Raw genomic sequence first — 23666 nt, 5'->3', positions numbered from 1 at the left:
CTCTCGGATTCGTCCGGGGGCGGCCCGTCGCCGTCCGGGCAGGATCGGCTCAGCGCTCCCACACGCCGGGATCGCCCGGATAGGACGGCGCGTTGGGCGGGACCTCCGCGCGGGGCGCCGGCGGGGCCTCCGGCGTGGGCGGCATCGCCGCCTGGGGCGCCGGCATGGCCGCCTGCGGCACCGTGCCCGCCGGCACGTAGGGCGGCGGCGGGACGACGAGGTACGCCGGGACGCGAGCGGGCAGCGGCGGCAGTGGCGGCCGCAGCCGCTGGAGGCCACGGCGACGGGCGCACCACTCGACGATCGCCCAGAAGACCAGGCACATGAGGGTCGACGGCACGACCTCGTCGAGGAGTCCCGAGCCGTCGCCGCTGGAGTCGACCAGGCCCACGACGTCGAGGACCATCAGGACCACGTTGTTCGCGATGTGCAGTCCGATCGCGGCCTCCAGTCCGCCGGTCCGGATCGTCATGACCGCGGCGATGACCCCGAACAGGAACACCGAGACCAGGCCCCAGAAGTCGTAGACGTGACCGGCCGCGAACAACAGGCTGCTGACCACGACCGGCACGACGGCCCAGCGGGTCCAGGAGCCGATCAGCTGCATCAGCGCCCCACGGAACACGTACTCCTCGGCGGCGGCCTGGAACGGCACCACGAGCAGCACGACCAGCAGCGACGCGAGGGCCCGGCCGCCGAGCGGCTCGAGCTCGAGGGAGTCGTCACCGGCCAGGGCCGCGGCGAGGACCGAGAGCCCGAGGGTGACGCCGACGACGAGGAAGGCCAGGGCGACGCAGTGGCCGAGCCAGCGCCACCGCAGGTACCCCTGGACCGAGTGCAGGTATCCGACGTGGCGGCGCCAGACCAGGGCGACCGGCAGCAGGACACAGGGGATCAGTGCCGCGATCGTGCCCAGCTGGAACAGCAGCGTCCCCGGGGAGTCGAGAGCGATGTCGGTGCCGGCGGAGTCCAGCCAGCGGTCCACGTCGGTCCCCGAGGCCAGCAGGACGATCATCGCCACGATGACCAGGACCACCGAGATCACGCCGTACGAGACCACGCCGAGCACCGCGGCCACGGGCAGTCGCCAGTGGGCGAAGTCAGGCGAGTCGCGGGCGAGGCGGTGGTAGGGCGTCACCGTCGAATCCTCACACAACGCACGACGCCCCCGACCCTGTGTGCACAGGGCGGGGGCGTCGGGGCGAAGACTTACTTCGCGGCAGCCTTGAGGCGCGAACCGGCGCTGACCTTCACGCCGAAGCCGGCGGGGATGTCGATGGTCTCGCCGGTGGCGGGGTTGCGACCCGTGCGGGCGGCACGCGCGACGCGCTCGACCGAGAGCACACCGGGGATGGAGATCTTCTCGCCCTTGGCGACCGAGTCGATGACGAGCTCGGCGAAGGCGGTGACGAACTCGTCGACGTCCTTCTTGGTGCTGCCGGTCTTGGCGGCCAGCTCGGCCACGAGATCGTTGCGGGAAAGTGCCACGATTCTGCTCCTGAAATGGATGTGATGGGTACGTCAGCAGTCTAGGGATCGCTCGGGGGGTGCTTTCCCCCGGGGGCCCTCGGCGTGTCGCGAGATTTCAGTCCCAAACGGGTGCGGGACGGTCGACGAGGGTCTCGATCGTGGCGAGATAGGACTCGCGGGAGACCACCCGGACGCCGAGCGTCGCCAGGTGCGCCGTCTGCCACTGGGTGTCGATGATCCACTCCGGCAACGTCGACATCCGGTCGACCAGGCCCACCAGCGCGGCCTTCGAGGCGTCCGTGCGGCGGTGGAACATCGATTCGCCTGCGAACAGGGACCCCAGGGCCAGTCCGTAGAGCCCACCGACCAGGCCACCCTCCTCATCGCGCGTCTCGATGCTGTGCGCGTAGCCCAGCTCGTGCAGGCGCAGGTAGGCCGAGCGGATCGAGGAGGTGATCCACGACCCCGGCCGGCGCGGGTCGGCGCACGCGTCGACCACGGCCTCGAAGTCGGTGTCGACCGTGATGGTCAAGTGCCGCAGGGAGCGCCGCAACGAGCGCGAGACGCGCAGGTCGCCCGGGCCCAGCACCCCGCGTTCCAAGGGTGACCACCACAGCAGCAGGTCGCGGTCGGGCATCGGGAACGCGCCGTGGCGGTAGGCCTCGATGATGGTGGCAGGCTCCAGGTCGGCTCCGTAGGCGATGCAGTCGTCCCGGGGCCAGTCGCGCGGATCGAACGTCCAGGGCGACGGGGGCAGGGGGACCGGCTTCATACGTCCAGCATGGACGCCAGGTGATGCTCCACCGCATCGCCCCACTCGTCGATCTCGGCGGCGGTCGCGGTCAGCAGGGCGCGATGCCACGTGACGGCCCGGTTCACCGCGTGCGTCAGGGCCGAGGCGCGCCACAGCCGGTCGAACTCGGCCGGCTCCAGCTCCCACGCCTCGGTCCACGCCGTCACGACCTCGGGCCACGCGACCGACCCCTCGTCGGTGATCACGCCGTACGGGACCGACAGGATCTCGACGGCGTGCGCCCACATCCCGTCGCCGAGGTCGAAGAACGCGATCCGGTCGTTCTCGTGCAGGTTGTTCGGGTGCAGGTCGCCGTGCTGCCACGTCGACGGCACCGACGACTCGGCCAGCTCCGCGCAGGCGTCGACCAGCTCGGCACGTCGCCCGCGCAGCTCGACGATCCGCTCCGGCGCCACGTGGGCGCCGTGCCCGACGGTCTGGTGCTCGTGGATCTGCAGCAGTCGGTCGAACCGGTCCACGACCGTCTCGGGGCCGGCATCGGGGAGCCCCGTGGCCAGCAGCTCCGCACGATGCGGCACCAGGGCCCGCTGCACCCGCGCCGCCTCGGTCAGCGCGCGTCGCCAGTCGTCCAAGGTCGCGGTGCGCTGGTCCGCGAGCGTCGGACCGTGGTCGAGCGTCAGCATCCAACCCCGGTCGGGCTCGACCGCCAGCGGATCCTGCACCGAGCCGGGGACGAGTCGCGCCAGCGCCTGCTGCAGCGCCGGCTCGAACGACATCGACGGGCAGGCCGCCTTGAACCAGACGGTGCCCCGGTCGGTCGGCACGGTCAGCTGGGTCGACCACGGGCGGATCCGGGGCTGCTCGACGGCGCCGGTGACGGCGATCCCCCGGTCGGCCAGCGAGGCCCGGATCCACTCCTGCGCCCCCGTGCGCCACTGCGGTGTCGCCACCTGCGTGGAGAACGGCTCGTGCACCATGGGCCAACCCTAGGGGCGGCGCGCCCCGAAACGCCTGCGACGACGCGACCGAGGGGCGCATTCGCGCGTCCTTCCTATGCTTGCGGCATGGGAATGATGAAGGACCGCATCGCCAAGGAGGCCGGCACGCGCGTCGTGCCCAACGTGGCGTCGGGATACGTCCGCGCGGTTCTGGACATGGCGATCGACGGCGTCGGGCCGCTGCGCCCCGTGATCGAGACCGCCGGGGGCAAGCTCGCCGCGCACGGCGGTGACGTCGAGAAGACGGTCGCCGCCCTCGTGCGATCGCACACCAGCCTGGCCGGCCTGCAGGGGTTCGTCACCAACTTGGGCGGCATCGCGTTCGCCGCCGCCACCGTGCCGGCGAACGTCGTCGGGGTGACGATCGTGCAGTGCCATCTCGTCGCGAGCATCGCGCACCTGCGTGGCTACGACCTCGAGGATCCTCGGGTGCGCAACGCCGTGCTCGCGGTGATGCTCGGCGAGGACACGGTCACCGAGATGGTCAAGAAGAAGCGGCTGCCCTCCTCGCCCATGGCCCTGGCCACCTCTCCGGCCCACGATCCGCTGCTGGACGACCGGATCGCCAAGGAGGTCACCGGTGAGCTCGTCGGTCGCACGATCGGCCGCCGCGCCCTGATGCTCGCCGGCAAGCGCATCCCGCTGCTCGGCGGCGCGGTCGGCGCCGGCGCCGACGGCTTCGGCACCTGGCAGGTCGGCCGCTACGCCCAGAGCGAGCTCAAGGACCGCCGCCTCAGGCGCTGAAACGCCTCCCTCCGGCCCCGAGATTTGCTCCCATTCCGACCTTTCAGGTGCTCTGAAAGGTCGGAATCGGAGCAAATCTCGGGAGGGGGCGGGCGTCAGGCGAGGGCCCGGACGACCGCGGACGGGCTCTCACGGCCGAGCGCCTGCGCCATCGTGACGCTGGCCCGGACGAGGGCATCGAGATCGACGCCGTGCTCGATGCCCAGTCCGTCGAGCATCCAGACGAGGTCCTCGGTCGCCAGGTTGCCCGTCGCGCTCTCGGCGTAGGGGCAGCCGCCCAGGCCGCCCGCGGACGCGTCGAAGGTCGTGATCCCGCACCGCAGCGCCGCGAGCGTGTTCGAGAGCGCCTGCCCGTAGGTGTCGTGGAAGTGCATCGCCAGCCGGTCGACCGGCACGCCGGCGTCGACGAACTCGCGGACCAGCCGGGCGACGTGGCCCGGGGTGCCGACGCCGATCGTGTCGCCGAGGGACAGCTGGGACGCGCCGAGATCGAGCAGGCGCCGGCCCACGCGGACCACCTGGGCCGGATCGACGGCGCCCTCCCAGGGATCGCCGAAGCACATCGAGACGTAGGCGCGGACGTCCACGCCTGCGTCGAGGGCGCGCGCGATGACCGGCTCGAACATCGCGAACTGGCCCTCGACCGAGCTGTTGAGGTTCCGCTCGGCGAACGTCTCGGTGGCGCTGGCGAAGACCGCGATGTGGCGCACGCCGGCCTCCAGCGCGCGGTCGAGTCCTCGCTCGTTCGGCACCAGCACCGGCAGGGGCACGCGGCCCGCCACGGGCAGCCGGTCGACGACCTCGGCGGCGTCGGCCAGCTGGGGCACCCACTTCGGGTGCACGAAGCTGGTCGCCTCGACGACGGGCAGGCCCGCCGCGACGAGGGCCTCGATGAACGCGACCTTGACGTCGACGGGGACGATCCCGGACTCGTTCTGCAGGCCGTCGCGCGGACCGACCTCGTAGATCGTGACGCGGTCCGGCAGGGACGGGTCACGCTCGACCATCGGCAGTGCGGTCACGACTCCTCCAGCGGCTCGACGTGGAACAGCAACTCACCCATCTTGACCTGACGTCCCACGGTGGCGACCTCGGTGACGGTGCCGGCGTGGGCGGCGGTCAGGGCCAGCTCCATCTTCATCGCCTCGACCGCGCCGAGCCGCTGGCCGGCCTCGACCCGGTCGCCCTTCTCGACGTCGACCGCGATGACCGTGCCGGGCATCGGCGCGGTGACCTCCGCGTCGCCGGCGTGCAGGACGCGCGGGCGCCGCGTGCCGTCGGGACGCTCGAACACGTACGTCTCACCCTCGGCGGCGACCCATGCGCGGGCGCCGTCCGTGGTCGACGGCAGCACGTGATCGGACCAGGCGGTCACGTCGTGTCGCGTGCCCTCCTCGTCGACGACGGGAAGCCGCAGCGCGGCGGCGGGACCGGCGGAGCGCCAGCCGTCGTCCGGCTCGGGCCACAGCAGTCGCGCGGCCACCGCTGCCGCCTGCGCGGGGACCTCGGGAGTGGACAGCAGCTCCTCGGGAGCCGTGTCGAGCCATCCGGTGTCCATCGCCGCGTCGCGGAACGTCGCCGAGTCGACGACCCGGCGCAGGAATCCGACGTTGCTGCGGATGCCGAACACGGCCGTCATGTCCAGCGCCTCGACCATCGCGTCGACGGCCTCGGCTCGGTCGTCGCCTGTCGTGATGATCTTGGCGATCATCGGGTCGAACGACGCCGTGACGTCCGCGCCGTCGACGTCGTCGATGACGGACTCGACGCGGGCGCCCGGCCACCAGACCTCGCGGATGCGGCCGGCCTGCGGCAGGAATCCCGCGGCGGGGTCCTCGGCGTAGACGCGCACCTCGATCGCGTGACCGACCTCGACGATCTCGTCCTGGGTCAGCGGCAGCGGCTCACCGGCCGCGACCGCCAGCTGCCAGTGCACGAGGTCCGTCGCGGTGACCTCCTCGGTGACGGGGTGCTCGACCTGGAGGCGGGTGTTCATCTCGAGGAAGAACGCCTCCTGCCCCATCACGAGGTACTCGACGGTGCCGGCGTTCACGTACCCGACCTCGCGGCACAGGGCCACGGCCGCCGAGCGGATGCGGTCGCGCACGCGGGGGTCGAGGTCGGGAGCGGGGGCCTCCTCGACGACCTTCTGGTGGCGACGCTGTACCGAGCAGTCGCGGTCGAGCAGGTGGACGACGTTGCCCTGGTCGTCGCCGAACACCTGGACCTCGACGTGGCGGCCGCCCTCGACGTACCGCTCGATCAGGAGGGTGTCGTCGCCGAAGGCCGCGCGCGCCTCGCGGGCCGCCATCGCCAGCGCCTCGGCGAGCTCGTCGGGGCGCCGCACGACGTGCATGCCCTTGCCACCGCCGCCGGCCGCGGCCTTGACGAGCACCGGGTAGGCGTCGGCCGGGACGGCCTCCGGCTCGTAGCGCGACATGACCGGGACACCGGCCCGCTCGGCGACCTCGCGAGCGCGGTCCTTGCGGCCCATCAGCTCGATGACGTCGGCGCTGGGCCCGACGAACACCAGTCCGGCGTCGGTCACCGCGCGGGCGAAGCCGGCGTTCTCGGACAGGAACCCGTAGCCCGGGTGGATCGCCTCGGCCCCGGCGGAGCGGGCGGCCTCGATGATCGCGGCGCCGTCGAGGTACGAGGGTACCTCGACGACGGTGTCGGCCAGGGCGACGTGCGCGACGTCGCCGGGAACGTGGACCGCGACCGAGCGGATGCCGAGCTCGCGGCAGGCCCGCAGGACGCGGGCGGCGATCTCGCCGCGGTTGGCGACGAGCACAGAGTGCAGAGCCATGTCACTCACATCCGGAAGATGCCGAAGTTCGGCGAGGGAAGGGGGGCGTGCGCCGCGGCCGCGAGGCCCAGCGCCAGGACGCGACGGGTGTCGACGGGGTCGATGATCCCGTCGTCCCAGAGGCGCGCGGTCGAGTAGTAGGGCGAGCCCTGGGTCTCGTACTGCTCGCGGATCGGAGCCTTGAACTGTTCCTCGGCCTCGGGCGACTCGAAGTCGCCGCGCACCGTCGCCAGCACCGAGGCCGCCTGCTCGCCGCCCATCACCGAGATCCGGGCGTTGGGCCACATCCACAGGAACCGCGGGTCGTACGCGCGGCCGCACATGCCGTAGTTGCCGGCGCCGAACGAGCCGCCGATGACGACGGTGAACTTCGGCACGACGCTGGACGCGACCGCCGTGACGAGCTTGGCGCCGTCCTTGGCGATGCCGCCGTTCTCGTACTCCTTGCCGACCATGAAGCCGGTGATGTTCTGCAGGAAGACCAGCGGGATGCCGCGCTGGTTGGCCAGCTCGATGAAGTGCGCGCCCTTGAGCGCCGACTCGCTGAACAGGATCCCGTTGTTCGCCAGGATCGCCACCGGCCAGCCGTCGATGTGCGCGAATCCGCACACGAGGGTCTCGCCGTAGAGCGGCTTGAACTCGTGCAGCCGCGAGTCGTCGACGATCCGGCTGATCACCTCGCGCACGTCGTACGGCGTCCGCGAGTCGACCGGCACGACGTCGTAGAGCTCGTCGGGGTCCTCGCGCGGCGGCAGCGCCTCGCGGCGGGTGATCGTCGGGTCGGCGGGCCGCGCGAACGTGTCGACGATCGAGCGCACCAACTGCAGGGCGTGGTCATCGTCGTCGGCCAGGTGGTCGACGACGCCCGAGACCCTGGCGTGGACCTCGCCGCCGCCGAGCTCCTCGGCGGTGACGACCTCGCCCGTGGCGGCCTTCACCAGCGGCGGACCGCCGAGGAAGATCGTGCCCTGGTCCCGCACGATCACGGACTCGTCGCTCATCGCGGGCACGTAGGCGCCGCCGGCGGTGCAGGAGCCCATGACCGCGGCGACCTGCGGGATGCCCCGGGCCGACATCTGGGCCTGGTGGAAGAAGATCCGGCCGAAGTCGTCGCGGTCGGGGAAGACCTCGTCCTGCATCGGCAGGAACGCGCCGCCGGAGTCGACCAGGTACAGGCACGGCAGGTGGTTGTCGGCCGCGATCGTCTGGGCGCGCAGGTGCTTCTTGACCGTGAGCGGGTAGTACGTGCCGCCCTTGACCGTCGCGTCGTTGGCGACGATCACGCAGTCACGCCCGGACACCCGGCCGATTCCGGTGATGATGCCGGCGCTGGGGACGGTGAACGGGTCGTCGCCGTACATGTCGTAGGCCGCCAGCGCGCCGATCTCCAGGAAGGGCGAGCCGGGATCGAGCAACCGGTCGACCCGCTCCCGCGGCAGCAGCTTGCCGCGCGCGACGTGCCGGTCGCGTGCCTTCTCCGAACCGCCTCGCCGCGCGGTCGCCGTACGTTCTCTCAGCTCGGCGACGAGCTCTCGCATGTCCACGGCTCGAAGGTTAACACTCATTAACCTGCCCTTGCTATGCTCCGGTGGTGAGCGTGAGCCGTCGGGACCAGATCTTGAACACGGCCGCGGGCCTGTTCGCCGAGCGTGGGTACCACGGCGTCTCGGTCAACGACATCGGCGAGGCGTGCGGCATCTCCGGCCCGGCGATCTACAAGCACTTCACCGGCAAGGAGGATCTGCTGGCCCAGTCGCTCACCTCGATCAGTGAGCAGCTGCTGGCCGGCGGGCGCCAACGCCGGGCCGAGGCCACCGAGCCCGAGGCGGCACTGGACGCGCTGATCGCCTGGCACGTCGAGTTCGCCCTGACCCATCCGGCGCTGATCGTCATCCAGGACCGCGAGTGGGCCAACCTCCCCGTCGACGCCCAGCAGACGGTGCGTGAGCTGCAGCTGTCCTACATCGACGCCTGGGTGGACACCCTGCGCGAGCTGCGTCCGAACCTGGACCGCGCCACCGCACGCGCCGCGACGCAGGCCGTCTTCGGCCTGATCAACTCGACCCCGCACTCGGCGCGCATCAGCCCGGAGGCGATGTCGCAGTTGCTGGTGTCGATGGCCCGAGCGGGCGTGCTCGCCCCCGGAGTGTGACCGTCGCGACCGCGACGCCGACCATCATCACGACACCGCCGATCCACTCCAGCGTGCTGGGCACCTCGCCGAGCGCGACCCAGGCCGACAGCACGCCGACGGGCGGCACGAGCAGGATGAACGGCACCACGCTGGCTGCTGGGTAGGTCGCCATGAGCCGGTTGAAGATCGTGTACCCGACCAGCGACGCCAGCACGACCGTGTAGACGGTGCTGAGCCACGCCGTGAGCCCGAAGCGGCCGAGGGCATCGGCCATCTCGGCGGGACCGTCGACCACGAACGAGACCGCCAGGCAGGGCAGCGGCACGACGAGCGCCGACCAGACCACCAGCGACAGGCCCGACGACACCTTCGCCGCGCGGGCGATGACGTTGCCGATCGCCCACGACAGCGCGGCGCCCACCGTGACCAGCAGCGGGATCAGCGGGGCGTCCTGGTGGAAGCCCCACGCCACGATGACGAGTCCGGCCGTCCCGATCACCGCGCCGAGACCCTGGCGCACGGACGCCCGCTCGTTGAGCGCGACGGCGGCGATCACGATCGTGAAGATCACCTGGGCCTGCAGGACCAGGGCGGCCAGTCCGGCCGGCATCCCGATCGCCATGGCCAGGTACAGCAGCCCGAACTGCCCGAAGCTCATGAACAGGCCGATGCTGAAGACGACGCCGAACGGCGCCTGCGGCCGCGGCACGAAGAAGACCAGCGGGAGCGCCACGAGGGTGAAACGGATGGCGAGGAACAGGAACGGCGGGACGTCGGCGAGACCGACGTGGATGGCCACGAAGTTGAAGCCCCAGATCAGCGCGACGAGAACGGCGAGCAGGCTGTCGCGGCGAGTCACCGATCCATGCTCGCACGCGCTGACCGGGCCGCACGGCAGTTCGGCCCGCCAGCCTTCGTCAAGATCACGCCACCCCGCGGCGGGTTCACAACGGCAGCGAGATCACCGGCGGGATCGGCCGCCCGGCCGCGAGCAGGTCGAGGACGTCGCGCTCGTGCGGGACGGTCGGCTCGGGCAGGTCGTCGAGCCGGAACCAGCGCATCTCGGCGGCCTTGTCGGCCTCCTGCAGTCCCGCTTCACCGGTCCAGCCGGTGACCTCGAAGAACGCGTCCAGCCGCTGCTCCACCTGGGGCCCACCGCGCTCGAACCGGTGGATGGCGGTCAGCGGGCGCAGGTCGGCGGGATCGATCGTGACGCCCGCCTCCTCGTACGCCTCGCGCACAGCGGCCTCGTGGACCGACTCACCCGGGTCGACATGGCCGGCCAGGACGGCCCAGTGGCCGTCGCGGTAGCCCGTGCCCGCCCGCAACTGCAACAGGACCTCGTCGCCGCGACGCAGGATCACGTAGGCGGCGGCGACGAGCAGGCTGCGCTCTCCGGCGTGGTCGTCGCTGGGGTAGTGCTCGGTCACGCGACCAGTGTTCCAGCGCGATCCCTCAGGGGCGACACCGCTGCGCGTAGAACTGCTCGAGCGAGTCGTGGATCCTCTCGTCGAGCGCCAGCGTGAAGTAGCCGTACTCGAGCCCCGGCGTGCGCACCCAGGCCCCGAACCGGGATCCGACCTTGTCCTCGGCCACGATGTGCGGATCGCACCGGCCCATCACGACGTCGAGCGTGAGCCGCTGGGGGCGGTCGAGAGGGATCTCCACCTCGGCGGGCGTCCGTGGACCGAAGGCGAACCGCAGCGTGGGCGCGAAGCCGAGCAGCACGGTGTCGTTCGGCTGCCGGGGCGTGAGGGTGATCCGGCTCGACCACGTGTCGTCCCGCACCCGCGGCGTGCCGACGGTCATCGTGACCGCCTCGTCGAAGGCCTGCTCACCGCAGTCGCCGTCGACGAGGTCGCGCAGGACGCCGTGGGGGTCCTCGACCGGCACCACCGAGCGTCGCTCCTCGTCACCGAATCGGTAGGCGAGCTCGGCCGAGGCCGACAGCCCCTCCCCGTCCGGGCACGTGCCGGACGGCGGATCCACGTCGAGACCCGTGCCCGCCCCGGCGCCGACCTCCTCGTTGCCGCTCCACCGGGCCGGCTCGGACCACCGGTTCGAGGTGAGCCGCATCGACGTCAGCTCGATCCGCCGGTCCGTGTCGTTGGCGACCGCCACCGCGATCTCACGGGTCAGCCGCTTGCCGCGGTACTGCATGATCTGGGCGGTCAAGCCGTCCGGCGGGTCGGTGCGCTCGGGCTCCGTCGAGCAGGCGGCAGCCAGCAGCATCATCCCGGCCACTGCGATGCGCCCCCGCATGGGGCGAGTGTAGGCCCGCTCAGCCGCGTCGCAGCGTGCGTCGCGAGACCAGCGCCGCACCCAGGGCGACGAAGATCGCCGCACCGGCCGTGAACTGCACACCCAGGTCGAACGCCGACGCGGCCGACGCCTCGATCCAGCCACGCACCGGGTCGCCGAGCTTCTCGGCGAACTGCATCGTGCTGCCGAGCGTCTCGAACGCGTTCTCGTTCTCTCCGTAGCCCGCGGCCGACGGGATGGTCAGGTTCGAGCGGAAGGTCGCCGTCAGCACGCTGCCGAGGACGGCCGTTCCCAGGACCGCGCCGATCTCGTACGCGGTCTCGGAGATCGCCGAGGCGGCTCCGGCCTTCGCCGGCGGCACGCTGGACAGGATGAGGTCGTTCGTGATGGTCTCCGCCAGCCCGATGCCGATGCCCAGGACGGTGAAGGCCACCATCACCGAGACCACGGTCGGGTGCCCGGTGAACGCGGCGAGCGCGTAGCCGCTGGCGGACAGCACGAAGCTCATCGGCACGAGGGTGCGCGGCGGGATGTGCTCGACGACGCGCACCGCCGCGAAGCCGGCCACCATCGTGGCGACCGAGCCCGGGACGAGCACCAGCGCCGACTCCAGCGGCGACAGGCCCAGCACGAGCTGCAGCAGCTGGGCGCCGAAGAACAGGAACCCGGCGAGCGCCATGAGGCTGAGCGCGTTGGCCGCAAGGGCCCCGCTGAAGACGGGGTTGCGGAACAGCGTCAGGTCCAGCATCGGCGAGGAACTGCGCTGCTGGCGACGCACGAACAGCCAGCCGGCCACGATGCCCAGCGCCAGCGAGGCGAGGGTCGTGTCGTCCAGGCCGTGGCCCGCGCCGTGCTTGATCGCGAAGACCAGCGGCACCATCGCCACCAGCGACAGGCCGATGGAGATCGGGTCGAACGGGCCCGGCCGAGGGTCGCGCGACTCGGGGATGGTCGCCAGCGCCAGGGGCACGAAGACGATGATCATGGGGACGTTCAGCAGGAACACCGAGCCCCACCAGAAGTGCTCCAGCAGGTAGCCGCCCACGACGGGGCCGAGCACGGCGCCGCCGGAGAACATCGAGGCCCAGGCGGCGATGGCGGTACGCCGGTCGCGCGCGTCCTCGAAGATGTTGCGGATCAGCGACAGCGTCGAGGGCATCAGCGTGGCGCCGAAGAACCCGAGCAGCGCCCGGCCCGCGATCAGCATCTCGGCTGACGAGCTGAAGGCCGCGAGGGCCGACGCGCCGCCGAATCCGACGGCGCCGACCACGAGCAGGCGGCGGCGCCCGATGCGGTCGCCGAGGCTGCCCATCGCAATGAGCAGACCCGCCAGCATCAGGGCGTAGATGTCGACGATCCACATCAGCTGGTTGCCACCGGGGCGCAGGGACCTGCTGATCTCCGGCAGGGCGAAGGACAGCACCGTGTTGTCCACCGAGACGAGGAGGACCGGGATCATCAGCACGGCCAGCGCGATCCATTCGCGGCGGCCGGCGCGCGTGGTGGGAGAGGTGAACGAGGACATCGGAAGAACTATACCGTCCAGACGGTACAGTTTCAAAACGCCTGTCGTAACAGTCGTTTTCGTGATCGGGGTCACGCCTTCGGGCGTGTCGCCCCCACAACGCTCCGCACTCACTAGGCTGGGCGCATGCCCGAGGAACGCAGCACCCGCGACCGCGTCCTCGACGCCTTCGAGCGTCTGCTGGTCGGCGCCGGCAGTCGGGCGGCCACGCTCGACGCGGTGGCCGCCGATGCCGGTGTGTCCAAGGGCGGGTTGCTCTACCACTTCCACAGCCGCGAGGCGCTCGTCGAGGGCATGGTCGAGCGACTGCGCGAACAGGCGCGGGCCGACGTGGCGAAGATGGTCTCCGCACCCCAGGGCCCGGTCGAGTTCTACCTCGAGACCTCCGTCGACTCCGGCAGCGACTTCGATCGCGCCCTGATCGCCGCCTCGCGCATCGCGCAGGAGAACGACGCCGGCGCTCGCACGGCCCTGGCCGACATCCGCGAGGCCTGGTTCGACGTTCTGAACGAGCACCTCGGTGACATCGCCCTCGCGCGGACGATCCAGCTCATCGGCGACGGCCTCTACTTCGACGACACCACCGGCCTGGCGCACCCGGACGCCCTCACCCACGTGCGCGAGGTGCTCAAGCGCCTGCCGTGACGCGGCGGCTCAGGCGTCGCGCCAGACGGGGTCCAGCTCCTCGTGCTCGAGCCGGTCGAGGACGCCGAGGTCCGGCGCCGCCACCTCGTAGGTGACCTGCTCGGCCCCGTACGCCACGCCGAGGACGTCGGTGCTGCGCCGCAGCCGGTTCTCGAGGGCGCCCACCTCGGCGATCGGCGCCACGAGACGGGCGCGTCGCCACAGCACCCGGTCGCGCGTGCCGGCGACGTCGAGGACGGCGGCGGTGGCGTCGCCGTAGGCGCGAACCAGGCCGCCCGCCCCGAGCAGGGTGCCGCCGAACCAGCGCGTCACCACCACGACCACGTCGCTGACCTCACGCCCGGAGATGACCTCCAGGATCGGCCGGCCGGCGGTGCCCGAGGGCTCGCCGTCGTCGTTGCTGCGCCGCAGCGAGCCGTCGGGCCCGATCACGAACGCCGTGCAGTGGTGACGGGCGTCGTGATGCGTGGCCCGGACGTCCGCGATCAGTGAGCGCGCGGAGGCCTCGTCCTCGACCCGGGCCGCCCGGGCCAGGAAACGCGACCGGAGCACGACGATCTCGGCCTCGGCGCTGCCGCCGAGCGGTCGATCGATCGTGCGGTAGGCCGCCACCTCAGTTCTTGCGCAGTTCCAAGAAGATCGAGGGACCGAAGTCGCTGGCGGCGAGCGGCTTCTGCAGCACGCGCTCGATGGCCACGAGGACCTTCGTCGGCACGATCCGCTTGAGCTTCTGGCTGCGCAGGTTCGAGACCGAGAGCTTGCGCTGCAGGGTCAGGCCCGCCGCGGCCAGCTGGCTGACGACCGTGTCGATGTTGTGGTTGACGAACGCGATCGCGTCGGGCTCGTCCGCCGCCACGGTGCGGATGCTGACGGGCTCCTTCGGCAGCGCCTTGCCGGCCTTCTTGAAGGCGCGACGGTTCTTGAAGTGGCCGTAGTTGGCGACCTCGATGATGGCGGTGCCGCCGGGCGCGAGCACGCGAGCGATCTCGGCGAACTCGTCGGTGGGCTCGGGGATGTGGTGCATGACGCGGACCATCGTGATGAGGTCCAGCTCGCCGTCGGCGAACTTGAGCGCGTCGGCCTGCTGGCGCTCGCGGATCACGTCGGTGCCGGCCAGGAACTTCTCGGCGGCGTCGAGCTGCGTCTGGCTGGGCTCGGCGAGCGTGACCCGGTCGGCGTACTCGCGCAGCAACAGCGCGAGGCGGCCGAAGCCACCTCCGACGTCCGCGGCCTTGGCGAAGTGGCGACCCTGGAGCAGGCGGCGGATCGCGACCTGTTCGGCGGCGTTCTCGTAGTCGCGGTTGTTCCAGTACTGGGTGTAGTCGTAACCCCGGTCGTACTGGTCGGCGACCTTCTTGCTCGGCTTGTCCTCGTTCACCGGGCAACCCTAACAATCACAGGCTGACGAGAGCGCCGTCGCACGGACTCAGCCGAACGTGCGGGGTCCGAACTTGGGCTCGGTCTTGGCCATGCCGGCCTTGCGGGCGATGGCCGTGTTGGGCGACTTGAACATCGCACGCTGCAGCTTGCGCTCCAGCGAGAACGCCCGGCGCGGCTGCGCCCGACGCGTCTCGTTGAGCAGGCGCTTGGACGCCGCGACCGAGTCGGGCGACCGGGCCAGGATCTGGTCGACCAGCTCGAGAGCCGGCTTGAGCGGGTCCTCGGCGACCCCGGAGGCGAGGCCGTACTCGGCGGCCTTCTCGCCGGAGAAGATCTCACCGGTCATCACGAGGCGCTTGGCCAGGTCGGCGCCGACCAGCTCCGACAGTGCGACGGTGCCGCTCATGTCGGGAACCAGGCCCCACTTGGCCTCGAGGATCGACCACTGGCAGTCCGGCGAGGTGAAGCGGAAGTCCGCGGCCAGCGCGAGCTGGATGCCGCCGCCGAACACGTGCCCACGGGTCACGGCGATGACGGGCACCGAGAGCCGGCGCCAGGCCCACAGGGGCTCCTGGAACCGGTTCGTCCCCTTGAACGGGTTCGGCAGGAAGTAACGCGTGACGCGCTTCTTGTCGCCCATCACCGAGCCGAAGTCCAGACCGGCGCAGAACGACGGTCCGCGACCCTCGAGCAGGACCACGCGAACGTTGGGATCGGCCTCGATCCGGTCCGCCGCCTCCATCAGCCCGTCGAGCACGTCGAACGTGATGCCGTTCAACTTGTCGGGGCGGTTCAGCCAGACGCGGGCGATGGGCCCTTCGATCTCGGTGACGACATGGGGTTCGGCCATGGCATCAGGGTAGGGGCTGGCTCAGCGCCTCATGCAACTGCGCCGCGGCCTGGGACAACGAGTGCGAGGTGGCCATGCCGTCGGGCCATCCGGTGCCGCCCAGGAGCAGGCGCGTGCTCCGGCCCAGGGACTCCAGCCGGACCAGGTCCTCCTCGGACGGCCCGACGTAGGAGGCCCACAGGAACACGGCCGCGGGACTGCTGCTCGTGACGAACGCCTCGAGCGACTCGATCGGCAGGCGTGCGCCCAGCTCGGTCCAGGGATGACCACGCTTGGCCAGCGCCGCGCCGAGGGCGACGATGGGCAGCTTGTGCTGCTCCTCCTCGATGCACGCCAGGACGACGCGGGACGGGCCCCGAGTGGGGTGCTCGTGCGCCGCGGCCCTCAGCGCGCTCAGGATGCCGGCGGTCACCAGGTGCTCGGACGCGACGCCCAGCCGGCCGTCCGCCCACTGCACGCCGACCTCGATCATCGCCGGGGCGATCACCTCGTCCCAAGCCTCCTCGATGCCGAAGCGCGCGATGGCGTTCTCAGCGACCGACTGGACCTTGGCCGCGTCGAACTCCTTCGTGCCGGCGAGAATCTCGAAGACCGCCTGTTCGTGGCCGGAGGCACGTAGTCCTTCCGGGCCGGACCCGACGATGGCCGCGAGCTCGTGCGGCGCCAGTCGTTTGACCCGGTCGGCCGCGTCGTGGGTCGGCAGCCCGTCCGCGATGAACCGCGCCATCGTGGCCACGCGGTCCGCGTCGATGATCGTGTAGCGCCGATGTCCGCCCGCCGTGCGGAACGTGGGGCCTACGCCATAGCGCCGCTCCCACGTTCGCAACGTGGGTGCGGCGATCCCCAACATGTCCGAGAGCGCGCCCACGGTCCACCGGCGGTGCATGGGGCTGATCCTAAAACTTATTCAAGCCACTTGCCAATTGAATAGATTGCCTAGTACGGTCGGACTACTTGACCGGGTTGTGCACCCAGCCCGGGTCAAATCCTCACCCTTGGGGAAGGGGCAGGTTCCATGGTTAACATCAAACGACTGCCGTCGCCGATCATCGAGTCCTACGAATGGCAGTGGGAGGGCGCCTGCATGGGCGTCGATTCCTCGGTCTTCTTCTCACCCGAAGCCGAACGTGGCATGAAGCGCCACCGCCGCGAAGAGTCCGCCAAGGCAGTCTGTGCCACGTGTCCGGTCATCGACCGGTGCCGCGAGCACGCACTCGCCGTCCAGGAGCCGTACGGCGTCTGGGGTGGCCTCACCGAATCCGAACGCGTTGAGGTCCTGGCCGGCCGCGTGTCGGCTGCAGGCTGATGGCCCGGTCGAAGCAGGGCAAGGCCAGTACGTCGGCCAAGATCCTGTACCAGCCGGTCGGACTGATCTCCTCGATCATCGCGGGGCTCATCGCCTCCACGATCTTCAAGCAGATCTGGAAGCGGGCCAGCCCGAACAGCACCGGGGACGCGCCGGGCCCGACCCAGTCGGAGTTCCCGCTCAAGGAGATCGTGCTCGCTGCGATCATCCAAGGCGCGATCTTCTCCGGCATTCGGGCGGTCGTCCAGCGTCAGGGAGCCAAGGCGTTCGCCAAGGCGACCGGCGAGTGGCCCGGCGACTGAGCGCTTCTCGCGCTCGGAACGTCGGCTCGTCACAGGACGACGTCGAAAGAACCGCATCGCCGATGGCCCCGGGGGATTCCTCGGGGCCATCGGCGTTCCCACCTCAGATCGGCGCGTACCGCGCCGCCGGTGCGCCCGTGACGGTGGCCCAGTAGCGGTCGCCGAAGGACCAGTGCCACCACTCGGGGGGATAGTTCACCAAACCCGCGCCCGACATCGCCGCGCCCAGGACGTCGCGCAGCCGGCGCGCCTCGGCGGGGATGTTCGTCGCCGCCGTGAAGCAGGCCTCGTCGCTCTCGTCGGGCGTGGCGTTCACCCGCGTGCCCAGATCGAGCTCGCGTCCGTCGACCGCCAGCGTGAGGTCCACCGCCGCGCCGCACGGGTGCGGCGCCACCGCCGGGGGCGAGATGTGCCGGCTCGCCTCGATCGCCACCTGCTCTGCAGAGCGGCCAGGACGCGCCGCCGCGAGCTCCGCACAGTGCTCGTCGAAGTACCTCTGCTGCAGGGCGGCCGGTCGATGGCACTCGACAACCAGCAGCGAGAAGCCCTCGGGCAGGAGTTGCTGGGCGCGGACCAGGCGCCGGCCCACTCCCTCACGCACCCGCGCCCACGACCCCTGCGGGTCCGCCTTGCGGTGATCGAGGGCCAGTCCGAGCTCACGGACGTCGACCAGCGGCTCGCCGAGGTCGTGCGCCGGGACGGCCGCCACGGATGGATCGGACAACAGGAGCATCTGACGATGCTACGGGGGCGCGCGGTCGTCACCGGGGAACGAGAAAGGGCCGGATCCAGTGGATCCGACCCTTCTGTCACTGTGCGCGAGGGGGGATTTGAACCCCCACGCCCTTGCGGACACTGGCACCTGAAGCCAGCGCGTCTACCATTCCGCCACTCGCGCATGATCCGGATAACCGAACCGACGTCAGAGTCTAACAGGCGTCCGCCGAGCCATGAACTCGGCGGGTCCCTTCGCGATCCGCGGGGCCGGTGTGCGGCGGGTCGCAGGCGCGAACGACCCCGATGTGGTCGGGTGTCGATACGATCAACAGGACCAGACGTCGCCGTCGTTCGCATGCCCAGGAGGTGAGCACCCGTGGCCGGAGTACTGCAGAGGTTCGAGAAGCGCCTCGAAGGGGCGGTCACCGGAGCCTTCGCGCGCGCCTTCCGCAGCGCCGTCCAGCCGGTAGAGATCGCCGCGGCACTGCAGCGCGAGGTCGACCAGAACGCCACGATCATCAGCCGCGAGCGCACGCTCGTGCCCAACGACTTCACCGTCGAGCTCTCGCCGGCCGACCACGAGCGCCTGACTCCGTACGGCGCGACGCTCTCGACCGAGCTGGCGACGCTGCTCAAGGAGCACATCGCCGAGCAGCACTACATCGCCGCCGGCCCGCTGCACATCGAGTTCGCGCTCGACGAGGACCTGCACACCGGCCGCTTCACGATCGTCAGCACGTCGAACGCGTCCGTCACCCCGGTCCGCGGCGAGCCGATCACCGACACCGCCGTGCGCCGCGCCAAGGTCGTCCTCGACATCGGCGGCCTGCGTCACCCGGTGAACCCGCCCGGCATCACGATCGGCCGCGGCTCGACCGCCGACCTCAAGATCGACGACCCGGGCATCAGCCGCAACCACGCCGAGATCTCGTTCCTCGGGTCGGGCGTCGAGGTCCGCGACCTCGGGTCCACGAACGGGGTCATCGTCGACGGTCGCCGCGTGGACGCGGCGTTCCTGCGCAACGGATCCACGATCCGGCTGGGCAACACCACCATCGCGGTGCAGATCAGCGAGGAGATCGGGTGACCGGGGACGCGGGGGGCCGATGAGCGAACTGACCCTCACCTTGATCAAGCTCGGCTTCCTGGCCGTGCTGTGGCTGTTCGTGCTCTCGGCCGTCTCCGTGATCCGCACCGACATCTTCGGCACCAAGGTCACGACCCCGAAGCCGCCCAAGGGACAGAAGCAGAAGGCGCCCAAGCCGGCCAAGGGCGGAACCCGCAGCCGCCGCGCACGGGGCGCTCCCAGCCAGCTCGTGATCGTCGACGGCCCCAACGCCGGCCAGAGCGTTCCGGTCGGCACCGAGCCGGTCCTGCTGGGCCGCGGCACCGACGCCGCGATCCGCCTCGACGACGACTACGTCTCCACCCGTCACGCCCGGTTCGCCACCAACGGCGAGCAGTGGTTCGTGGAGGACCTCGGGTCGACCAACGGCACCTACATCGGCAGCCAGCGCGTGACCACGCCGGAGCCCGTCGCGATCGGCACCGCCGTCCGGCTGGGGAAGACGATCGTGGAGTTGCGCAAGTAGATGGCGTCCCTGACCTATCGCTACGTGGCGCTCACCGACGTCGGTCTGCGCCGTTCCAACAACCAGGATTCCGGTTATGCCAGCCCTCGGCTGCTGGTGATCGCCGACGGGATGGGCGGCGCCGCGGCCGGTGACCTGGCCTCCTCGGCCGCGCTGGCCGAGATCCGCGAGCTCGACCGCGACCTCGATCCCGAGGAGGACGGGGACGCGCTCGACGCGATGCGCACCGCCGTCGCCCACGCCAACCACCGCCTCGCCGAGCTCATCCACGACGATCCCGCCGTCGAGGGGATGGGCACGACGCTCGAGGCGATGCTCTGGGACGGCGAGAAGCTGGCCGTGGCCCACATCGGCGACTCGCGGGCCTACCGGCTGCGCCACGGCCAGTTGAGCCAGCTCAGCCTCGACCACACGTTCGTGCAGAGCCTCGTGGACGAAGGGCGCATCACCGCCGAGGAGGCGCGCGTCCACCCGCACCGGTCCCTGCTGCTGAAGGCGATCCTGGGCCGCGACGACTTCGAGCCCGACTTCACCTGGCTGCAGCCCTCGGCCGGCGATCGCTACCTGCTGTGCAGCGACGGCCTGACCGACATGGTCGACGACGCGACGATCGAGCGGACGATGAGGCTCGAGACGATCGACATCGCCGCCACCGAGCTGATCCGGCTCGCGCTCGAGGCCGGCGGCTACGACAACGTCACCGTCGTCGTCGCGGAGTTCGTGTCGGCCGACGAGCCGGAGGACGAGGATCTCGTCTGCGCCGACGGCAAGCCCCAGATCGTGGGCGCGGCGACCAACCAGCCGCGCGGTCGCACCGGCTCGGTCCGGGCGGCCACCTCGTCCTCGTCGAACCTCACCGCCCACACCGGCGCCGTCGAGGCCGATCCCGAGGAGCTGCGCTACGCGCCCCGTCCCGTCCCGCGGCGACGCTGGGTGCGCTGGGTCCTGGTCGCGGTCGTGATCGTCGGTCTGCTCGGTGGCGCGGGCGCGTACGCCTACGACTGGTCCCAGCGCCAGTACTTCGTCGCTCCCCAGGACGGCCAGGTGGCGATCTTTCGCGGCGTGGACCTGTCGGTGCCCGGTCTCACGCTGGCGCACCTCGACGAGGTCACCCGGATCCAGATCGACACCCTGCCGGCGTACCAGCGCGACCGCGTCTCGGCGGGCATCACCGCCGCCGACCACGACGAGGCCCAGCGGATCGTCACGAACCTGAGCATCCAGGCCGTCGAGCCGACCCCGACCCCGACCCCCACGCCCTCGCCCACGCCACGACGCACCCGGGCGACGCCTAAGCCGACGGAGACCCCGTGAGTGCCGCGGGCGCGACCCCGGCCTGGATCCCCCGCAAGCGCCGCACCGCCGAACTGGGTCTGCTGCTGCTCGCGATCGTGATCGGCATCGGCTCGTACGCCGCGGTGGGCCTGGGCATCGACGGCACGGTGCCGGCGGGCATCTACACGGTCGGCGCCGTCTACGCCGTCGTCGCGCTGGGCGCCCACGTGGCCGTCCGCCGGTTCGCCGGCTACGCCGACCCCGTCCTGCTCCCCCTGGTGGTGTGCCTCAACGGCATCGGCCTGGTGATGATCTACCGCATCGATCTCGGGCTGGACTCGATCGGCTCGCCGTACGGCCCGTTCGCGCAGGGCCAGCTGCGCTGGACGATCCTGGGCGTGCTCATGTTCGTCGCGGTCCTGGTGCTGATCCGCGACCACCGCCGGCTGCAGCAGTACACCTACACCTTCGGGCTCGCCGCGATCGCGCTGCTGGTCCTGCCGATCCTGCCGCTCATCGGCAGCGCCAAGCGCGGCGCGCAGATCTGGATCCAGCTCGGTCCCTTCAGCTTCCAGCCGGCCGAGGCCGCCAAGATCGCGCTCGCGATCTTCTTCGCCGGCTACCTGGTCGCCAAGCGCGATGCGCTGGCACTGGCGGGCCGCCGGATCCTCGGCGTCGACCTGCCGCGCGGGCGCGACCTGGGCCCGATCCTGCTCGGCTGGCTGATCAGCGTCGGCATCCTGGTGTTCCAGCGCGACCTCGGCTCGTCGCTGCTGTTCTTCGGCCTGTTCGTCGTCATGCTCTACGTCGCCACCGAGCGCCCGGGCTGGCTGGTCGTCGGCACCGGCCTGTTCGCCGTCGGCGCCTGGTTCGGCTACCTGGCCTTCGGCCACGTCCGCGCCCGCTTCGACGCCTGGCTCGATCCGTGGGCCGATCCGGACCAGAACTACCAGATCATCACCGCGCTCTACGGGCTCGGCCACGGCGGCCTGCTCGGCCGCGGCTGGGGTCAGGGCAGCCCTGAGCTGACGCCGTTCGGCTTCTCCGACTTCATCTTGTCCTCCATCGGCGAGGAGCTCGGCCTGGCCGGGCTCATGGCCGTGATCGTGATCTACGGGCTCATCGTCGAGCGCGGTCTGCGCATCGCGCTGACCTGCCGCGACGCCTTCGGCAAGCTGCTCGCCGTCGGCCTCTCGGTCTCGTTCGCCCTGCAGGTGTTCGTCGTCGCCGGCGGCGTCACCCGGCTGATCCCGCTGACCGGCCTCACCGCGCCCTTCCTGGCCGCCGGTGGATCGTCGATCATCATGAACTGGATCATCGTCGCGTTGCTGCTGCGCATCAGCGACCAGACCCGTCGGCCCGCACCCGAGGCGACGCCCTTCACCGGTGACGAGGCCACCCAGGTGGTGAAGCTGTCGTGAACAAGCCCATCCGCGCCATGGCCGTCGTCTGCCTGCTGATGTTCATGGGACTGCTCCTCAACGCGAACTACGTCCAGTTCGTGCAGGCCGACGACCTCAACGAGAAGCAGGGCAACCGCCGGGTCATCGACGAGGAGTTCAGCCGCGAGCGCGGCGCCATCATCGTCGACGGCGAGCCGATCGCCCAGTCGGTCCCGACGAAGGACCGGTGGCAGTTCCAGCGCAAGTACACCGACCCGAAGCTCTACGCTCCGGTGACGGGTTACTTCTCGTACCAGTACGGCCAGGCGGGCATCGAGCGCTCGTACAACTCGATCCTGTCCGGCAGCGACGACCGGCTGTTCGTCAACCGGGTCATCGACCTCATCGGCAACGACCAGCCGCAGGGCGGCAGTGTCGAGCTGACCCTGGACGCGGCCGCGCAGAAGGCCGCCTTCGAGGGTCTGGCCGACCTCGGCGAGGACACCCGGGGCGCGGTCGTGGCGCTCAACCCCCAGACCGGCGCCGTCCTCGCGATGGTCAGCCAGCCCACGTACAACCCCAACCAGCTGTCCAGCCACGACGCTGACAAGGTCACGCGGACGATGCAGCGGCTGGAGAAGGACACGACGCAGCCGCTGACCAACCGCGGCACCCAGACCATCCTGCCGCCGGGCTCGACCTTCAAGGTCGTCACGGCGGCGGCAGCGCTCGACGACCTCGACCTCTCCGCGGACGACGAGGTGCGCGGCGGTGCGACGCTGGGCTTCCCGGGCATCAACTACAAGCTCGTCAACCAGGGCGGCAGCACCTGCGGCGGCAACCCGATCAGCTTCGAGCGCGCCCTCGAGGTGTCCTGCAACGTGTCGTTCGGCTGGCTCGCCGGCAAGGTCGGCCAGGAGAAGATGTCCGAGCAGGCCACGAAGTTCGGCTTCGGCGAGCGTCCCATCGAGGACCTCCCCTCGGCCGTCAGCCGCTTCACCGCCGATCCCGACGCCACGCTGGAGCCCCCGCAGCTCGCGCAGTCCGGCATCGGCCAGTACGAGGTCGCCGCGACCCCGCTGCAGATGGCCATGGTGTCCGCCGCGGTCGCCAACGACGGCGTCCTGATGAAGCCGCACCTGGTCCGCACCGTCGTGGCGCCCAACCTCTCGGTCCTCGAGAAGCCCGAGCCGGAGGAGCTGGAGCGCCCCATGTCGGCCGGCAAGGCCCGCGAGCTCCGCGACATGATGGTCGCCGTCGTCGACGAGGGCACGGGCAGCCCTGCCGCGATCCCCGGCGTCGACGTCGGCGGCAAGACCGGAACCGCCGAGTCCGCACCCGACCGACCCCCGTACGCGTGGTTCATCGGCTTCGCGCCGGCCGACGACCCCCAGGTCGCGGTCGCCGTGCTGGTCGAGTCCGCGCAGAACACCAGTGACATCGCCGGAGGCCGCCTCGGCGGGCCGATCGCCCGCGCCGTGATGGAGGCAGTGCTCCGATGAACCACATCCACCCTTTGGG

26 protein-coding genes and 1 tRNA gene are annotated in these 23666 nt (G+C 71.0%); 10 read left to right on the top strand and 17 right to left on the bottom strand.

Going from position 1 to position 23666, the window contains the following annotated elements; all coding sequences use genetic code 11:
• Positions 1-49 precede the first annotated feature (49 nt).
• The 4 genes from NP095_RS00410 to NP095_RS00395 all read right to left on the bottom strand — a co-directional run bounded on the left by NP095_RS00410 (position 50) and on the right by NP095_RS00395 (position 3201).
• A complete protein-coding gene (locus NP095_RS00410; protein ID WP_232418203.1) occupies positions 50-1138 on the bottom strand; it encodes a CPBP family intramembrane glutamic endopeptidase in 1089 nt (362 codons plus the stop codon).
• Positions 1139-1209: 71 nt separating this feature from the next.
• Positions 1210-1488: an HU family DNA-binding protein gene (locus tag NP095_RS00405; RefSeq protein WP_146826569.1), complete on the bottom strand. Its 279-nt coding sequence runs from the start codon at positions 1486-1488 to the stop codon at positions 1210-1212.
• Positions 1489-1585: 97 nt separating this feature from the next.
• Positions 1586-2242 carry a leucyl/phenylalanyl-tRNA--protein transferase gene (aat, locus tag NP095_RS00400; RefSeq protein ID WP_232418204.1) on the bottom strand — a complete coding sequence of 219 codons (657 nt, stop codon included), beginning with the start codon at positions 2240-2242 and terminating at the stop codon, positions 1586-1588.
• A complete protein-coding gene (locus NP095_RS00395) occupies positions 2239-3201 on the bottom strand; it encodes a phosphotransferase (protein ID WP_232418205.1) in 963 nt (320 codons plus the stop codon). The genes aat and NP095_RS00395 overlap by 4 nt, the downstream gene beginning before the upstream one ends.
• 87 nt (positions 3202-3288) lie before the next feature.
• On the opposite strand from NP095_RS00395, the gene NP095_RS00390 reads away from it, so the two are divergent.
• A complete protein-coding gene (locus tag NP095_RS00390; protein WP_232418206.1) occupies positions 3289-3966 on the top strand; it encodes an EcsC family protein in 678 nt (225 codons plus the stop codon).
• A 95-nt stretch (positions 3967-4061) separates the two neighbouring features.
• On the opposite strand, the gene NP095_RS00385 is transcribed toward NP095_RS00390, so the two are convergent.
• Genes NP095_RS00385 through NP095_RS00375 form a run of 3 tightly spaced genes read right to left on the bottom strand, consistent with a single transcriptional unit; the run spans position 4062 to position 8313 of the window.
• Complete coding sequence (locus NP095_RS00385) at positions 4062-4988, bottom strand: hydroxymethylglutaryl-CoA lyase (protein WP_232418207.1); 927 nt, start codon at positions 4986-4988, stop codon at positions 4062-4064.
• Positions 4985-6775, bottom strand: coding sequence for an acetyl/propionyl/methylcrotonyl-CoA carboxylase subunit alpha (locus NP095_RS00380; RefSeq protein WP_232418208.1), 1791 nt, complete (start codon positions 6773-6775; stop codon positions 4985-4987). The genes NP095_RS00385 and NP095_RS00380 overlap by 4 nt, the downstream gene beginning before the upstream one ends.
• 5 nt (positions 6776-6780) lie before the next feature.
• Positions 6781-8313 (bottom strand): carboxyl transferase domain-containing protein, encoded by a 1533-nt coding sequence (locus NP095_RS00375; protein ID WP_232418573.1) that lies wholly within the window; start codon positions 8311-8313, stop codon positions 6781-6783.
• A 53-nt stretch (positions 8314-8366) separates the two neighbouring features.
• Between NP095_RS00375 and NP095_RS00370 the strand changes: the two genes are divergently transcribed.
• Positions 8367-8927: a TetR/AcrR family transcriptional regulator gene (locus NP095_RS00370; protein WP_232418209.1), complete on the top strand. Its 561-nt coding sequence runs from the start codon at positions 8367-8369 to the stop codon at positions 8925-8927.
• On the opposite strand, the gene NP095_RS00365 is transcribed toward NP095_RS00370, so the two are convergent.
• The 4 genes from NP095_RS00365 to NP095_RS00350 form a co-directional block, all read right to left on the bottom strand.
• The gene (locus NP095_RS00365; RefSeq protein ID WP_232418210.1) at positions 8857-9768 is read right to left on the bottom strand and encodes an EamA family transporter; all 912 of its coding nucleotides are present in this window, start codon (positions 9766-9768) and stop codon (positions 8857-8859) included. The genes NP095_RS00370 and NP095_RS00365 overlap by 71 nt on opposite strands.
• Before the next feature lie 85 nt (positions 9769-9853).
• Positions 9854-10339: an NUDIX hydrolase gene (locus tag NP095_RS00360; RefSeq protein WP_232418211.1), complete on the bottom strand. Its 486-nt coding sequence runs from the start codon at positions 10337-10339 to the stop codon at positions 9854-9856.
• A gap of 25 nt (positions 10340-10364) precedes the next feature.
• Positions 10365-11171 carry a hypothetical protein gene (locus NP095_RS00355; RefSeq protein WP_232418212.1) on the bottom strand — a complete coding sequence of 269 codons (807 nt, stop codon included), beginning with the start codon at positions 11169-11171 and terminating at the stop codon, positions 10365-10367.
• 19 nt (positions 11172-11190) lie between these two features.
• Positions 11191-12696, bottom strand: a complete 1506-nt coding sequence (locus NP095_RS00350; protein WP_232418213.1) for an MFS transporter — start codon at positions 12694-12696, stop codon at positions 11191-11193.
• A 126-nt stretch (positions 12697-12822) separates the two neighbouring features.
• Between NP095_RS00350 and NP095_RS00345 the strand changes: the two genes are divergently transcribed.
• A complete protein-coding gene (locus NP095_RS00345) occupies positions 12823-13341 on the top strand; it encodes a TetR/AcrR family transcriptional regulator (RefSeq protein ID WP_232418214.1) in 519 nt (172 codons plus the stop codon).
• Positions 13342-13350: 9 nt separating this feature from the next.
• Here the strand turns inward: NP095_RS00345 and NP095_RS00340 are convergent, their stop codons facing one another.
• From NP095_RS00340 to NP095_RS00325, 4 genes are read right to left on the bottom strand one after another with little or no spacing between them, the layout of a single operon-like run.
• On the bottom strand, positions 13351-13953 hold the full coding sequence (locus tag NP095_RS00340) for an IMPACT family protein (protein ID WP_232418215.1): 603 nt from the start codon (positions 13951-13953) through the stop codon (positions 13351-13353).
• Between the two features lies 1 nt (position 13954).
• Positions 13955-14719 (bottom strand): class I SAM-dependent methyltransferase, encoded by a 765-nt coding sequence (locus NP095_RS00335; RefSeq protein WP_232418216.1) that lies wholly within the window; start codon positions 14717-14719, stop codon positions 13955-13957.
• 48 nt (positions 14720-14767) lie between these two features.
• Positions 14768-15571, bottom strand: a complete 804-nt coding sequence (locus NP095_RS00330) for a crotonase/enoyl-CoA hydratase family protein (RefSeq protein ID WP_232418217.1) — start codon at positions 15569-15571, stop codon at positions 14768-14770.
• A gap of 4 nt (positions 15572-15575) precedes the next feature.
• The gene (locus tag NP095_RS00325) at positions 15576-16457 is read right to left on the bottom strand and encodes a MerR family transcriptional regulator (RefSeq protein WP_232418218.1); all 882 of its coding nucleotides are present in this window, start codon (positions 16455-16457) and stop codon (positions 15576-15578) included.
• A 129-nt stretch (positions 16458-16586) separates the two neighbouring features.
• Between NP095_RS00325 and NP095_RS00320 the strand changes: the two genes are divergently transcribed.
• Together NP095_RS00320 and NP095_RS00315 are read left to right on the top strand one after the other, a co-directional pair.
• Positions 16587-16877, top strand: coding sequence for a WhiB family transcriptional regulator (locus NP095_RS00320; RefSeq protein ID WP_232418219.1), 291 nt, complete (start codon positions 16587-16589; stop codon positions 16875-16877).
• Positions 16877-17179 (top strand): DUF4235 domain-containing protein, encoded by a 303-nt coding sequence (locus tag NP095_RS00315; RefSeq protein WP_232418220.1) that lies wholly within the window; start codon positions 16877-16879, stop codon positions 17177-17179. The genes NP095_RS00320 and NP095_RS00315 overlap by 1 nt, the downstream gene beginning before the upstream one ends.
• A gap of 103 nt (positions 17180-17282) precedes the next feature.
• On the opposite strand, the gene NP095_RS00310 is transcribed toward NP095_RS00315, so the two are convergent.
• Together NP095_RS00310 and NP095_RS00305 are read right to left on the bottom strand one after the other, a co-directional pair.
• Complete coding sequence (locus tag NP095_RS00310; protein ID WP_232418221.1) at positions 17283-17912, bottom strand: M15 family metallopeptidase; 630 nt, start codon at positions 17910-17912, stop codon at positions 17283-17285.
• Between the two features lie 82 nt (positions 17913-17994).
• Positions 17995-18077: transfer RNA gene (locus NP095_RS00305), tRNA-Leu, on the bottom strand.
• 195 nt (positions 18078-18272) lie between these two features.
• Between NP095_RS00305 and NP095_RS00300 the strand changes: the two genes are divergently transcribed.
• Genes NP095_RS00300 through NP095_RS00280 form a run of 5 tightly spaced genes read left to right on the top strand, consistent with a single transcriptional unit; the run spans position 18273 to position 23647 of the window.
• Positions 18273-18983 (top strand): FhaA domain-containing protein, encoded by a 711-nt coding sequence (locus NP095_RS00300; protein ID WP_232418222.1) that lies wholly within the window; start codon positions 18273-18275, stop codon positions 18981-18983.
• A 19-nt stretch (positions 18984-19002) separates the two neighbouring features.
• Entirely contained in the window at positions 19003-19488 is a 486-nt protein-coding gene (locus tag NP095_RS00295) for an FHA domain-containing protein FhaB/FipA (RefSeq protein WP_232418223.1), read from the top strand.
• Positions 19489-20802, top strand: a complete 1314-nt coding sequence (locus NP095_RS00290; RefSeq protein ID WP_232418224.1) for a PP2C family protein-serine/threonine phosphatase — start codon at positions 19489-19491, stop codon at positions 20800-20802.
• Positions 20799-22184: an FtsW/RodA/SpoVE family cell cycle protein gene (locus NP095_RS00285; protein ID WP_232418225.1), complete on the top strand. Its 1386-nt coding sequence runs from the start codon at positions 20799-20801 to the stop codon at positions 22182-22184. Before NP095_RS00290 ends, NP095_RS00285 begins: the two co-directional genes overlap by 4 nt.
• On the top strand, positions 22181-23647 hold the full coding sequence (locus NP095_RS00280) for a peptidoglycan D,D-transpeptidase FtsI family protein (RefSeq protein WP_232418226.1): 1467 nt from the start codon (positions 22181-22183) through the stop codon (positions 23645-23647). Before NP095_RS00285 ends, NP095_RS00280 begins: the two co-directional genes overlap by 4 nt.
• Positions 23648-23666 lie beyond the last annotated feature (19 nt).

This window comes from Aeromicrobium duanguangcaii, assembly GCF_024508295.1.
Classification (GTDB): Bacteria; Actinomycetota; Actinomycetes; order Propionibacteriales; family Nocardioidaceae; genus Aeromicrobium; species Aeromicrobium duanguangcaii.
The sequence above is the reverse complement of the archived record's forward strand: the minus strand, read 5'-3'. Positions and strand labels throughout refer to the sequence as shown.